This window comes from Streptomyces sp. SYSU D01066-1 (assembly GCF_054956795.1).
This window is the reverse complement of sequence record NZ_JBUDHV010000002.1, coordinates 25,398-37,836: the sequence shown is the minus strand read 5'-3', so window position 1 is coordinate 37,836 and position 12,439 is coordinate 25,398. Positions and strand designations below refer to the sequence as shown.

At 70.7% G+C, this 12,439-nt stretch carries 15 protein-coding genes; 5 read left to right on the top strand and 10 right to left on the bottom strand.

Annotated features, from left to right (window positions below):
- Positions 1-386 precede the first annotated feature (386 nt).
- The 4 genes from ACY1JF_RS02145 to ACY1JF_RS02130 are packed head-to-tail and all read left to right on the top strand — an operon-like array spanning position 387 to position 2,779.
- Positions 387-602: a hypothetical protein gene (locus tag ACY1JF_RS02145; protein WP_462703477.1), complete on the top strand. Its 216-nt coding sequence runs from the start codon at positions 387-389 to the stop codon at positions 600-602.
- Positions 603-624: 22 nt separating this feature from the next.
- On the top strand, positions 625-1,371 hold the full coding sequence (gene recO / locus ACY1JF_RS02140; RefSeq protein WP_462703219.1) for a DNA repair protein RecO: 747 nt from the start codon (positions 625-627) through the stop codon (positions 1,369-1,371).
- A gap of 11 nt (positions 1,372-1,382) precedes the next feature.
- Positions 1,383-2,219 carry an isoprenyl transferase gene (locus ACY1JF_RS02135; RefSeq protein WP_462703218.1) on the top strand — a complete coding sequence of 279 codons (837 nt, stop codon included), beginning with the start codon at positions 1,383-1,385 and terminating at the stop codon, positions 2,217-2,219.
- 26 nt (positions 2,220-2,245) lie between these two features.
- Positions 2,246-2,779, top strand: a complete 534-nt coding sequence (locus ACY1JF_RS02130) for a YcxB family protein (RefSeq protein WP_462703217.1) — start codon at positions 2,246-2,248, stop codon at positions 2,777-2,779.
- A gap of 15 nt (positions 2,780-2,794) precedes the next feature.
- Here the strand turns inward: ACY1JF_RS02130 and ACY1JF_RS02125 are convergent, their stop codons facing one another.
- The 4 genes from ACY1JF_RS02125 to ACY1JF_RS02110 all read right to left on the bottom strand — a co-directional run bounded on the left by ACY1JF_RS02125 (position 2,795) and on the right by ACY1JF_RS02110 (position 5,962).
- Complete coding sequence (locus ACY1JF_RS02125) at positions 2,795-3,202, bottom strand: Fur family transcriptional regulator (protein ID WP_462703216.1); 408 nt, start codon at positions 3,200-3,202, stop codon at positions 2,795-2,797.
- Positions 3,203-3,294: 92 nt separating this feature from the next.
- Positions 3,295-4,185 (bottom strand): metal ABC transporter permease, encoded by an 891-nt coding sequence (locus ACY1JF_RS02120; protein WP_462703215.1) that lies wholly within the window; start codon positions 4,183-4,185, stop codon positions 3,295-3,297.
- Positions 4,186-4,190: 5 nt separating this feature from the next.
- Positions 4,191-4,961, bottom strand: a complete 771-nt coding sequence (locus ACY1JF_RS02115) for a metal ABC transporter ATP-binding protein (RefSeq protein ID WP_462703214.1) — start codon at positions 4,959-4,961, stop codon at positions 4,191-4,193.
- 26 nt (positions 4,962-4,987) lie between these two features.
- Positions 4,988-5,962: a metal ABC transporter solute-binding protein, Zn/Mn family gene (locus ACY1JF_RS02110; RefSeq protein ID WP_462703213.1), complete on the bottom strand. Its 975-nt coding sequence runs from the start codon at positions 5,960-5,962 to the stop codon at positions 4,988-4,990.
- Between the two features lie 149 nt (positions 5,963-6,111).
- Here ACY1JF_RS02110 and ACY1JF_RS02105 point away from each other — a divergent pair, with 149 nt between their 5' ends.
- Positions 6,112-7,494: a glycine--tRNA ligase gene (locus ACY1JF_RS02105; protein WP_462703212.1), complete on the top strand. Its 1,383-nt coding sequence runs from the start codon at positions 6,112-6,114 to the stop codon at positions 7,492-7,494.
- 43 nt (positions 7,495-7,537) lie between these two features.
- Here ACY1JF_RS02105 and ACY1JF_RS02100 read toward each other — a convergent pair whose 3' ends face one another.
- The 6 genes from ACY1JF_RS02100 to ACY1JF_RS02075 form a co-directional block, all read right to left on the bottom strand.
- The gene (locus ACY1JF_RS02100; RefSeq protein WP_462703211.1) at positions 7,538-9,313 is read right to left on the bottom strand and encodes a WD40 repeat domain-containing protein; all 1,776 of its coding nucleotides are present in this window, start codon (positions 9,311-9,313) and stop codon (positions 7,538-7,540) included.
- A gap of 6 nt (positions 9,314-9,319) precedes the next feature.
- A complete protein-coding gene (locus ACY1JF_RS02095; RefSeq protein WP_462703210.1) occupies positions 9,320-10,153 on the bottom strand; it encodes a nucleic acid/nucleotide deaminase domain-containing protein in 834 nt (277 codons plus the stop codon).
- 84 nt (positions 10,154-10,237) lie between these two features.
- A complete protein-coding gene (locus tag ACY1JF_RS02090; protein WP_462703209.1) occupies positions 10,238-10,735 on the bottom strand; it encodes an SUKH-4 family immunity protein in 498 nt (165 codons plus the stop codon).
- 49 nt (positions 10,736-10,784) lie between these two features.
- Positions 10,785-11,330: a nucleic acid/nucleotide deaminase domain-containing protein gene (locus ACY1JF_RS02085; RefSeq protein ID WP_462703208.1), complete on the bottom strand. Its 546-nt coding sequence runs from the start codon at positions 11,328-11,330 to the stop codon at positions 10,785-10,787.
- 113 nt (positions 11,331-11,443) lie between these two features.
- On the bottom strand, positions 11,444-11,755 hold the full coding sequence (locus ACY1JF_RS02080; protein WP_462703207.1) for a WXG100-like domain-containing protein: 312 nt from the start codon (positions 11,753-11,755) through the stop codon (positions 11,444-11,446).
- 75 nt (positions 11,756-11,830) lie between these two features.
- Positions 11,831-12,406 (bottom strand): SUKH-4 family immunity protein, encoded by a 576-nt coding sequence (locus ACY1JF_RS02075; protein ID WP_462703206.1) that lies wholly within the window; start codon positions 12,404-12,406, stop codon positions 11,831-11,833.
- Positions 12,407-12,439 lie beyond the last annotated feature (33 nt).

Genomic DNA, 12,439 nt, shown 5'->3' with positions numbered 1-12,439 from the left:
CGGCGTGCGGGACGCAGGGCGGGCGCGGCGGGGAGCCGGGGCCGTGAACCGCTACGGGCGCCGGGACGGGGCCGCGGGCCCGTCCCGGCGGTCCCCGGTGCCCCTGGGCGCGGACCCCGGTGCCCGCACCCCGTCGAATCCGGCACTCGAACACCGTCGGGCCTGGGCATCACATGATCGAACGGGACGTTTCTGCAATCCCCGGCGGCCCTCCCGAACTTCCCGCTTCACCAGCGTACTTACGGGGCGCCGGCGTCATCCGGGGCAGGTGCTGAAACGTCACCTTGGGGAGACGGCGCGCGGAACCGAAAAACAGAGGAGACGGGGGACTCGGACGGACAACGGTGACCGGCCGCAGCGAAGGGGCCGGAGGAGCGGAGGGCGTGGTGCAGGAACCCGTCGGTTCGTACGTCGTGGACACCCGGAGCGGAAGGGTGGGGATCGTCATGGGGTACGAGGGGCCGTACGTCCAGCTGCGGCCGTGCGGCGGCGGGCGGGAGTGGGACGCCGAACCGGGCGCGGTGCGCCGGGCGACGCCCGCCGAGCGGATCGGCGCGGGGACGGCGTACGCCAACGCCCGCAGCCGGGGCGAGGTGCCCTGAGACGTGGGTGACAATGGATGCCATGAGTCTGTTCCGCGACGACGGCATCGTGCTGCGCACCCAGAAGCTGGGTGAGGCGGACCGGATCATCACCCTGCTCACCCGCGGTCACGGCCGGGTACGCGCCGTGGCCCGCGGCGTGCGGCGCACGAAGAGCAAGTTCGGCGCCCGGCTCGAACCCTTCTCCCACGTCGACGTGCAGTTCTTCGCGCGCGGCAGCGAACTGGTCGGCCGCGGACTGCCGCTGTGCACGCAGAGCGAGACCATCGCGCCGTACGGCGGCGGCATCGTCACCGACTACGCCCGGTACACCGCCGGGACGGCCATGCTGGAGACCGCCGAGCGGTTCACCGACCACGAGGGGGAGCCGGCCGTGCAGCAGTACCTGCTGCTGGTCGGCGCGCTGCGCACCCTCGCCCGCGGCGAGCACGCGCCCGGCCTGGTCCTGGACGCCTTCCTGCTGCGCTCCCTCGCGGTCAACGGGTACGCCCCGACCTTCGGGGACTGCGCGAAGTGCGGGATGCCGGGGCCGAATCGGTTCTTCTCGGTCGGATCGGGCGGTTCCGTCTGCGCCGACTGCCGGGTGCCCGGCAGCGTCGTACCCTCGCCCCAGGCCCTGGAACTGCTCGGCGCGCTGCTTGCGGGAGACTGGGCCACGGCGGACGCGGCCGAGCCGCGGCACGTCCGCGAGGGCAGCGGGCTGGTCTCCGCCTACCTGCACTGGCATCTGGAGCGGGGACTGCGCTCCCTGCGGTACGTCGAGAAGTAGGAGAACCTGACATGGCCGTACGCGGGATTCTGGGGCGTCAGCGCCGGGAGTACCGGACACCCGAGCCGCACCCCTCCGGCGCCCGGCCGCCGAAGCTGCCCGGGGAGCTGGTCCCGGAGCACGTGGCCATCGTCATGGACGGCAACGGCCGCTGGGCCAAGCAGCGCGGGCTGCCCCGCACCGAGGGCCACAAGGTCGGCGCCGAGCAGGTCATGGACGTGCTCCAGGGGGCCATCGAGATCGGCGTAGGGAACGTCTCCCTGTACGCCTTCTCCACCGAGAACTGGAAGCGCTCGCCCGACGAGGTGCGCTTCCTGATGAACTTCAACCGCGACTTCATCCGCAAGTCCCGCGACACCCTCGACGGGCTGGGGGTCCGGGTCCGCTGGGTGGGCCGGATGCCCAAGCTGTGGAAGTCGGTCGCCAAGGAGCTCCAGGTGGCCCAGGAGCAGACCAAGGACAACGACCGGCTCACCCTGTACTTCTGCATGAACTACGGCGGCCGGGCCGAGATCGCCGACGCGGCGAAGGCGATCGCCGAGGAGGTGCGGGCCGGGCGGCTCGACCCGTCCAAGGTCACCGAGAAGACGGTCGCGAAGTACCTGTACTACCCGGACATGCCGGACGTCGACCTGTTCCTGCGGCCCAGCGGCGAGCAGCGCACCTCCAACTACCTGCTGTGGCAGAGCGCGTACGCGGAGATGGTCTTCCAGGACGTGCTGTGGCCGGACTTCGACCGCCGCGACCTGTGGCGCGCGTGCCTGGAGTTCGCCTCCCGGGACCGGCGCTTCGGCGGGGCGATCCCCAACGAGGAGCTGCTCGCCATGGAGGGCCGTCAGCACAGCTGATCTTCTTCGCCTACGCTTTCCGCCTCATGGTCATGGACATGGGGCGGGAGACGGGCGCGGACGCCGTGGAGCTGGCGTACCGGCCAAAGTTCGGGGACTTCACGGCGGCGCTGCGGGCGCGAAGACGGATCCGCGAGGGCGCGCGGCTGCAGCGGGTGCTGCTCGCCGTCGCGGCCGTCTGCGCGGTGGTGAGTATCGTCGTCGGGGCGGTGACGGGGGAGTTCGACTTGTTCCTCACGGTCTGGATCGTCCTGGTCACCGTGCTGCTGCTCCTGCTGCCGTGGCTCCAGGCCCGCCAGTTCCTCGCCCTGGCGGCGCGGTTCGGCGACCACCGGGCGACGGTGACGGAGTCCGGGCTGACGGTGACGAACGACGCCACCTCGACGACGGTCACCTGGGCGGCGCAGCCGCGCTACCGCGAGACCCCCGAGGCGTTCGTCCTGTTCAGCGATGACCGGAACGTCTCCTGCTTCACCGTGCTGCCCAAGCGGGGCCTCGGGGACGGCGCCGACGCCGACCGGCTGCGCGCGGTCCTGGACCGGCACCTGACCCGCCTGTGACGGGCGGGGCGGAGGTCAGTTCGCGCACTCCGCGCACGTGCCGAAGATCTCCACGGTGTGCGCCACGTTGACGTAGCCGTGCTCGGCGGCGACGGCCTCCGCCCACTTCTCCACGGCGGGCCCCTCCACCTCGACGGCCTTGCCGCAGGCGCGGCAGACCAGGTGGTGATGGTGGTCGTCGCTGGAGCAGCGGCGGTAGACGGACTCCCCGTCGGCGGTGCGCAGGACGTCGACCTCACCGGCGTCGGCGAGGGACTGCAGGGTGCGGTAGACGGTGGTGAGACCGACCGAGTCGCCCTTGTGCTTGAGCATGTCGTGCAGTTCCTGCGCGCTGCGGAACTCCTCGACCTCCTGCAGGGCCGCCGACACGGCGGCGCGCTGCCGGGTGGCACGGCCCTTCACGGGTGGTCCTGCGGTGGTCACCGGTGGCCTCCTCACGTCTGCGCTGCCGGGGCCATTGTGCCAGCCCCGGCCGCCGTCGGCCGGACGCCGATCGGATGCCGGGCACACCCCGGTCACACGCCCGCCTCCCGCCCGGCCGGGATCCGGCACTCGGCGGGGTCGGCGGCGGCGTGCGCGGCGGCGGAGGCCCGCGCGCGCCGCCGGGCCAGCGGGGCGGCCAGCACGGTCAGCGCGATGAACGCGCCGAGGGCGAGCAGCACGATCGTCGCGCCGGGCGGCACGTCCTGGTAGTACGAGGTGACCGTGCCGCCGAGGGTCGCCGCGACGCCGATCGCGACGGCGATGGCGAAGGTGGCGGCGAAGCTGCGGCTGAGCTGCTGGGCGGCGGCCACCGGGACCACCATCAGCGCGGAGACCAGCAGCAGGCCGACCACGCGCATGGCGACGGTCACGGTGACGGCGGCGGTGACGGCGGTCAGCAGGTTCAGCGCGCGCACCGGCAGCCCGGTGACCCGCGCGAACTCCTCGTCCTGGCTGACCGCGAACAGTTGCCGGCGCAGGCCCAGGGTGACCAGCACCACGAAGGCGGCCAGCAGGCAGATCGCGGTGACGTCCGACTCGCTCACCGTGGACAGCGAGCCGAAGAGGTACGAGGTGAGGTTGGCGTTGGAGCCGCCCGGCGCGAGGTTGATGAACATCACGCCGCCGGCCATGCCGCCGTAGAAGAGCATGGCGAGGGCGATGTCGCCGCGGGTGCGGCCGTACCAGCGGATCAGTTCCATCAGGACGGCGCCCAGCACGGAGACCAGGGTGGCCATCCACACCGGGGACCAGGAGAGCAGGAAGCCGAGGCCGACGCCGGTCATCGCGACGTGGCCGATGCCGTCGCCCATCAGGGCCTGGCGGCGCTGGGCCAGGTAGATGCCGATCGCGGGGGCGGTGACGCCGACCAGGACGGCGGCCAGCAGGGCCCGCTGCATGAAGGCGTAGTTCAGGATGTCCATGGCGGTCAGCTCAGCAGTCCGGTGCGGATCGGTTCGGCGCCCGAGGTGTCGTGCGGGTGGACGTGGTCGTGGCCGGGCAGGGCGTGCTGGCCGACCGCCTTCGGGGGCGGGCCGTCGTGCAGGACGCAGCCGTCGCGCAGGACGACGGCCCGGTCGATCAGCGGCTCCAGGGGGCCCAGCTCGTGCAGGACCAGCAGGACGGTCGTACCGGCGGCGGTCTGCTCGCGCAGGGTCTCGGCGAGCACCTCCTGGCTGGCCAGGTCGACGCCGGCCATCGGCTCGTCCATGATCAGCAGCTCGGGATCGGAGGCGAGCGCGCGGGCGATCAGGACGCGCTGGTGCTGGCCGCCGGAGAGGGCGTTGACCGAGTCCTTGGCGCGCTCCGCCATGCCGACCAGGTCCAGGGCGTGGCGTACGGCCCGGTGGTCGGCCTTGCGCAGGACGCCGAGGCGGGCCCGGGACAGCCGCCCGGAGGTGACGACCTCGGTCACCGTGGCGGGCACGCCGCCGGCGGCCGTGGTGCGCTGGGGGACGTAGCCCACCCGCGCCCAGTCGCGGAACCGGCGCAACGGGGTGCCGAACAGCTCGACCTCCCCGGCCGTCACCGGCACCTGGCCGATGGCGGTGCGCACGGCGGTGGACTTGCCGGAGCCGTTCGCGCCGAGCAGCGCGACGACCTCACCGCGGCGCACGGTGAGGTCGATGCCCCGCAGGACGAGGCGCGAGCCCAGTTCGGCGCGGACACCGCGCAGGGATATGACGGGCTCGTCGCTCACGAGGTCCTCCGTACGGTCAGGATCTGTCACTTGGCGCCGAGGGCGGTCTTCAGCGCTTCGAGGTTGGACTCCATGACCTCGATGTAGTCCTCGCCCTCGGACTTGTCGGTGATGCCTTCGAGCGGGTCGAGGACGTCGGTCTTCAGGTCCGCGTCCTCGGCGAGGGTCTTCGCGGTCTTGTCCGACACCAGTGTCTCGTAGAACACGGTGGTCACGCCGTCGGCCTTGGCCTCGGTCTGCAGCTCCTTGATCCGGGCGGGGCTGGGCTCGCTCTCCGGGTCGAGGCCGGAGATGGCCTCCTGGGTCAGGCCGTAGCGCTCGGCGAGGTAGCCGAAGGCGGCGTGGTTGGTGAAGAAGACCTTGGTGTCGGTGTTCTTCAGACCGTTCTCGTACGCCGTGTCCAGAGCGTCGAGCTCGGCCGCCAGCGCCTCGGCGTTCTTCCGGTAGTCGGCGGCGTGGTCCGGGTCGGCCTTCTCGAGGGCCCGGGCGACGCCCTCGGCGATCTCGGCGTACTTGACCGGGTCCAGCCACACGTGCGGGTCGAGGGCGGACTCCGCCTCCTCTTCCTCGGACTCGGCGTGCTCCTCCTCGCCGGCGTGGTCGTGCTCGACGTCGCCGTGGTTCTCCAGCTCGGTCAGCGTGGCCGCGTCGATCTTGGTCTTGACGCCGGACTGGGCGACCGCCTCGTCCACGGCGGGCTGCAGCGACTTCAGGTAGAGCACCGCGTCCGCCTCGCCCAGTTCGGCGGTCTGCTTGGTGCTCAGCTCCAGGTCGTGCGGCTCCTGGCCGGGTTCGGTGAGGGTGGTGACGCTCACGCGGTCCCCGCCGATCCGCTCGGCGAGGTACTGCATCGGGTAGAACGACGCGACGACGTCGAGCTTGCCGCCGCCCCCGCCACCCGCCTCCGCGCTGTCGCCGGAGCAGGCGGAAAGGGTGCCGAGGCCGAGCGCGGTGACCGCTGCGACCGCTATGCCGGATATGGGACGTCGTCGTACGTTCATGACACTCATTTTCAACAAATCTGGAAACGGTTGTCAACAAAGGGTGGAGCGGGGGCCGATTTGGTCGAGGGCCGGGCATCGCCGGTAACCTGAGTCATTCGCTGGAAGCATCTCGCTTCGTCGCCCGTCGTCGTAATGAAGAGAGCACCGTGGCCGCCGACAAGATCGACACCATCGTCAGCCTGAGCAAGCGCCGTGGCTTCGTTTTCCCCTGTAGTGAGATCTACGGCGGCCAGCGTGCCGCCTGGGACTACGGCCCGCTCGGTGTCGAGCTCAAGGAGAACCTCAAGCGCCAGTGGTGGCGCTACATGGTCACGTCGCGCGAGGACGTCGTCGGCATCGACTCCTCCGTGATCCTCGCCCCCGAGGTCTGGGTCGCCTCCGGCCACGTCGCGACCTTCTCCGACCCGCTGACCGAGTGCACCGCCTGCCACAAGCGGTTCCGCGCGGACCACCTGGAAGAGGGGTACGAGGAGAAGAAGGGCCGCGCCCCCGAGAACGGCCTGGCCGACATCAACTGCCCCAACTGCGGCAACAAGGGCCAGTTCACCGAGCCCAAGCAGTTCTCCGGCCTGCTCTCCACCCACCTCGGCCCCACCCAGGACACCGGCTCCGTCGCCTACCTGCGGCCCGAGACCGCCCAGGGCATCTTCACCAACTTCGCCCAGGTGCAGGTCGCCTCGCGCCGCAAGCCGCCGTTCGGCATCGCCCAGATGGGCAAGTCCTTCCGCAACGAGATCACGCCCGGCAACTTCATCTTCCGCACCCGCGAGTTCGAGCAGATGGAGATGGAGTTCTTCGTCAAGCCGGGCGAGGACGAGAAGTGGCAGGAGTACTGGATGGAGCAGCGCTGGAACTGGTACACCGGCCTCGGCATGCGCGAGGAGAACATGCGGTGGTACGAGCACCCGCAGGAGAAGCTCTCCCACTACTCCAAGCGCACCGCCGACATCGAGTACCGCTTCCAGTTCGGCGGCAGCGAGTGGGGTGAGCTGGAGGGCGTCGCCAACCGCACCGACTACGACCTCGGCGCGCACAGCAAGGCCTCCGGTCAGGACCTCTCCTACTTCGACCAGGAGGCCGGCGAGCGCTGGACGCCGTACGTCATCGAGCCGGCGGCCGGTGTCGGGCGCGCGATGCTCGCCTTCCTGCTGGACGCCTACGTCGAGGACGAGGCGCCCAACGCCAAGGGCAAGATGGAGAAGCGCACCGTGCTGCGCCTCGACCACCGCCTGGCCCCGGTGAAGGTCGCGGTGCTGCCGCTGTCGCGGAACGCCGACCTGTCCCCGAAGGCCAAGGGCCTGGCCCAGGCGCTCCGGCAGAACTGGAACATCGACTTCGACGACGCCGGCGCCATCGGCCGCCGCTACCGCCGCCAGGACGAGATCGGCACGCCGTACTGCGTGACGGTCGACTTCGACACGCTGGAGGACAACGCGGTGACGGTGCGCGAGCGCGACTCCATGAAGCAGGAGCGGGTCTCGCTGGACCAGATCGAGGGGTACCTGGCCGGCCGCCTGGTCGGCTGCTAGATCCGCGGAGCGGGTGTCACGGACGCCGGACGGGCTGGAGGGTTCAGCCCGTCCGGCGTCCGTCTGCCGTGGCCCACAGGGCGGCGAGGCCGAGGCGGGCGAGACGGATCCCGCCGGCTCCGGCCGACAGCAGACGGGCGTCGTCGGTGAGCGCGAGGGCGCGGACGCGGTACGGGGCCGGCAGCGCCGTCATCCGTCCGCTGAGCAGGTGCCACAGGTGGAGCCGCCGGTCGGACCAGGCGACGGCGAGCACGGGCCCGGCGGCGTCCGTGTCGGCCAGAGCCAGGGCGGTGGGCAGCGCGTTGCGCCGTTCCAGGGGTTCGGTGAGCGGTTGCGCGGTGGCGGAGTCCCACAGGGCGACCGTGCCGTCGAGGCCCCCGCTGACCACGAGGAGCGTGCCACCGACGTCGAGGCAGGCCAGGGAGGCCACCGGGGAGCGGTGCGGCCGGAACGTCGTGGGCGGTTCGGGGACGGGGGAGTCCAGCGGCCACAGGTGGACCCGGCCGTGACCGTCGCCGACGGCCGTGTGCCGGGCCGTCGTGGCGAGGGCGGTGGGCAGGTCCGCCGGGGCCGGGACGGAGGCCAGCGCGGCGGCGTTGTGGCCCAGGAGGAGCGACCCGAGGCCGATGGGCACCGGCGCGTCGGGGACGAGGGGGAGGGGCCGCAGGGTGCCCGAGCGGTCGAGGGCCAGCAGACAGTCGGAGGAGACCGGGGCGAGCGCCGCGGGCTGCCAGGCCGTGCCCGAGGGCAGTCTCGTACGGGTCAGCCCGTCCGCGAGGGCGTACCGGGTGGGCCGGCCCAGCGCGTCCGCCGCGACGAAGGTGCCGGCGGGGGTGAGCGTGAGGGCGGCCGTGCTGCGGGCCGGCCGCGACCAGAGCGTCGTCCACGGGCCGGCCTCGGCCAGTGGCCGCAGGTACTCGGCCAGGCGCGGTTGGGCGGCGAGCGCGGCGGAGTGCAGTACAGCGGCCCGCTGGGTGTCCGGGAGGTCCGGCGCGGACAGTACGGGGGCGGCCTCGGCCCAGATGGTCCGCAGGCCCGGCGGCAGCGGAATCCGAGGGTCGGCGAGGGCCGCGGTGATCGCCGGTACCGAGCCGTACACCAGGTAGCCCGGGTCCCGGAGGAGCTGGTGGGCGGTGCCGTTGGCCAGCGCGTGGTCGAGGGCGTGTTCGCGCTCGTCGGGGGTGGCGGTGCGCCAGTCGTGGCCGGGGGACGGAGGAACGGACGGCGACGGCAGGGCGGGCGGGGCGGTTCCGCCCGGCGGAGCCGCGGGGGCTTCCGTCCGGGTTCCCATGTCCACGACCAGTACGTCGTCCGCACCGCCGAGCAGGTCCGGGGTGTCGGACTCGACGATCAGGCGGACGCCGGGCAGGGCCCGTAACGGGGTGATCAGCTCCTCGACGAGCGTGCCCGGCAGAGCGGCGGGCAGGTCGGCCGGGCCACGTCCGGACCGGTGCAGGTCGGTGACGACCAGCAGGACGGGCCGCGGGTCGGCCGCCAGACGCCGCAGCAGCTCGTCCGGTTCGACCGGTCCGTAGCCGAGGTGCCGGCCGAGCTGCCAGGCCAGGGTGCGGGCTGTCCTGCCCTCGGCGAAGCCCACGGCGTGCACGGTGGGGTGCGGGGCGGAGGCGGGTCCGGCCGCCCCCGCCGCCCCTGCCGCTCCCGCGACGAACAGGGCCAGCAGCCGGCTCTTGCCCGCGCCGGGCGGGCCCGTGACCACGGCGGTGCGCGGTGCCGGGCCCGCCGGGGCGCCGGAAGCGACGGCCCACGACAGCAGTGACTGGGCGGCGCGGGCGGCCGGGTCGTCGTCGGTCACCGTCACCACGGCTCAGCGCGCCCCCGGAGCCTGCGGCCGGGTGGCCTCCCGCAACTGACGGATGCCCTCGGCCCGTTCGGCGGCGGTCTCGCCGTAGGAGACGTTGTGGCTGAGCGAGGCGTGGGGGAACATCAGCTCCAGCCACATCGAGCAGTAGTGGCCCGGCATGAAGCAGGCTTCCAGTTCGGTGTGGACACGGGTGACCTGTTCCGGCTCGATCCCGGCCTCGTACATCTTCGACCAGGCGCGCTGCTCGGGGTGGACGCAGAGCCCGCCCGCCTCGCTCACCAGGTGTTTCTCACCGTCCGGTGCGACGAACTCGAAGGTCGCGTACGCCTCGACGCTCGCGGTGGTGCGGATGTCCTCCAGCACCAGGGGCCACCAGTTCTCCGGGTCCTCGAAGGCGCGGGGGTCCGCGGCGCTCAGAGTGTCGTGGGTGGTGCGGAACGCCTCGGAGGCGTCGCCCGGGGTTTCGGCGGCGCCGAGCACCTCCAGGAGGATGTCCAGCTCCAGCAGTGCCTCGGCGAAGAGGGCGGGACTGGAGCTGACGAAGCGGTCGGGCTCGTCGTAGCCGAGGAGCACCGCGCGGACGTCCCCCTCGTGCGTCGCGCACATCTCGAAGGCGCGGTCCGAGCCGAGGCGGGTCCAGGACAGCTGGGCCTCCTCGTTCACGCGCTTGCCGATGGAGTCCGCGTACGCGGGGAGGGACTCCGGCTCGTCCGCGAGGACGTGGAAGTACGGCATGACGCGCAGGGGGAGGAGGAGACCACCACCCGGGACGGCGTCGAAGCGACGGGTGCCGGCGGGGCCGAAGCGGTCGGCGAAGGGGTTGCCGGTGGGGGACATGGCGGGTTCCTCGGGGTCAGTCCATCAGGGCGTTGCGCACGTAGCGCAGGACCATGTACCAGGACGAGTCGGGGTTCTCCAGGGCTATGGGATCGGTACGGCGCCAGAGGCGAGCAGGCGTTCCTCGGCTCCCTCGGGGTCGAATCCCGCGCCGGCGGCGACTTCGGCGTCGTATTCCGGGCGTTCCTTCTCCAGCGAGTACAGGAAGAAGCCCAGGGCGTCGACGCTGCTGTTGAGCCGGTGCGGTGCGCCATCCTCCGGGATGCAGTAGACGACGCCTGTGACCGTGTCGACGATGACGTCGTCCATACCGATGCCCCCCAGGGCCAGCCAGGCCGACATGTCGAACGGACAGCCCGGGTACCGCTCCTGGACCGCTTGCCAGGCCGGGCCGTCCAGGACGAGGGAGCCGTCCACGAGTTCCTGGCTCGTGAAGAACCACTGCTCCCGCTCCGGGAGGCCGACATCTCGCAGAAACGCACGGGTGGGCGCGTGCGCGATGACGGCGAGTGCCTCGTCGGTAAGGGTGACCAGCTCGTCGAACACCGACTGCATGGCAGTACGGTCGATCAGGGGACTCATGAGGGTGTCCGGCTCTCATCAGGGGCTGTGACAGGTGCGAGGTTACCAATCAGTGTTGCGGGTGCATGCCCTGGAAGTTGGTCCATGGGCTTCGCCTCGTCGGCCGTTCCCCCGGGTACATTCTGTTGAGCCGGTCCTCCATTTCCCGGTTCCCGCTCTCCGTGGTTCCAGGGCCGAAATCCACGCTGTGGGTGACATTGACATGCGGCATGTACTTCTCGATCCAGGCCGCGCAGTCGCTGCTGCCGCTGCATGGTTCGCGCTCCGTGTACAGATCCTTCATGTGCCGGCCCGTTCCGTTCTCCAGAAAAGGAACTCCAAGTACCTTTTCCGAGTGGACCGGGTTGTTGCTGCGGCCGACCAGGATGAACTCGCGCCGCTCGCCGTCCTGATCGTATTCAATGCGTGCCGCAGCGTAGTTGTTGGCAGTGAATTTTGGTTTGGGAGCTGTTTTTTTCACCTCGTAGTTTCCGTAACTGTTCTGCTCGTTCCGTGCCAGGGCGGTTGCGCGGGACAGTTTATCTTCGACATACTGTACGGCTTTTTTGACGCCTTGTTCGATGCCGTCCATCGCTGTGTTCAGGGTGCGGTTCACGGCGTTGGCTACAGGGTCCTTTACCCGAGTGCTTCCCTGTCGCGTCTTCGTGGTCCGCAGAGGGGACATGCTCTTGCCGTGGAAGTGGTCGCCGACGCCCGTGAGAGAGTTCTTCATCCGGCGGCCCGTCCGATGTCCGCGAGGCCGGCCAGGTGTTTGCCCTTGACCTTGTCCCAGTGCGCGGCCAGCGCGTCGACGGCTGGTCCTTCGTTGGCGCCCAGCATGTCCTGGACCACGGTGTGCAGGTCGGCGGTGCCGTTGTCCAGGCTGGTGGCGAACTCCCGCATGGAGTCCGCCATCGCGCGGTAGTCGTCCTCGTCGACGTTGGGCCAGGAGACGCCGATCAGATCGAGAGCCTCGTCGAGATAGCTCGGTAGTACGACGCCCATGAACGCCCCCGTGGTGGTCAGCCTGCTCGCAGGCATCATCCTTACGGGGTGACGCACGGTCAACTGTGCGAATGGTGCGTCTCTCTCGTGCGTATTCGTGCGGTTCGGTGGTCAGTAGAACATCAGGCCATTGCTGACGTAGTGCAGGACCATGTGCCAGGAGGAGTCGGGGTTCTGTAGGGCGACGGGGTCGGTGCGGTGCATGAGGGCGCGGAGGCGTTCCTCTGCGCCCACGGGGTCAAGGCCGGAATCGTCGTCGATGTCGCCGTCGTAAGCGTGCCGTTCCATTTCCAACGCGTGCAGGAAGAAGCCGAGTGCGTCAACGCTGCTATTCAGTACATGTATGGAGCGTTCCTCAGGGATGCAGTACATGACTCCTGTGACCGTGTCGACGATGACGTTGTCCATGGCGATGCCTCCCAGCGCAAGCCAGGAGGACATGTCGAACGGGCAGTCGGCGTTGCGCTCCTGAGCCGCTTGCCAACCCGGCCCGCCGATCGTGAGGTTGCCCTCGATGACGTCCTGAGACGTGAAAAACCATTGCTCCCTCTCGGGCAGGCCAACATCCCGCAGGTAGGAGCGCGTAGGAGCGTGGGCGATGACGGTCAGGGTCTCGCCATCGAGGGTGACCAACTCGTCGGCGCCGAACACCGACTCCATTGAAGCTCGATCGATCAGAGGGCTCATGAGGGGCTTCCGGCTCTCACTCGGGGGTGTACT